The following is a 228-nucleotide window of genomic DNA, read 5'->3' as shown; positions in this document are numbered from 1 at the left end:
ACAACAGATTACAACCGTCGCTCGATAGCGGAAACGGCGATGTACCGGGTAAAACAGCTGTTCGGGGGTTCACTGACGCTGCGTGACTACGATGGTCAGGTTGCGGAGGCTTTGGCCGTGGTGCGAGCGCTGAACAAAATGACGAAAGCAGGTATGCCTGAAAGCGTGCGTATTGCCTGAAAACACAACCCGCTACGGGGGAGACTTACCCGAAATCTGATTTATTCA

At 53.1% G+C, this 228-nt stretch carries 1 pseudogene; it reads left to right on the top strand.

Annotated elements, in window-relative coordinates:
* Positions 1–180 (top strand): annotated as a pseudogene (locus tag ACLH1I_RS26715) (IS5/IS1182 family transposase); the annotation flags it as partial.
* Positions 181–228 lie beyond the last annotated feature (48 nt).

It is taken from the genome of Klebsiella sp. 1SOBk10mer (genome assembly GCF_046602535.1).
Taxonomy (GTDB): domain Bacteria; phylum Pseudomonadota; class Gammaproteobacteria; order Enterobacterales; family Enterobacteriaceae; genus Klebsiella; species Klebsiella quasipneumoniae.
Note: the sequence above shows the minus strand (reverse complement) of the source record. Positions and strands in the feature narration are given on the sequence as shown.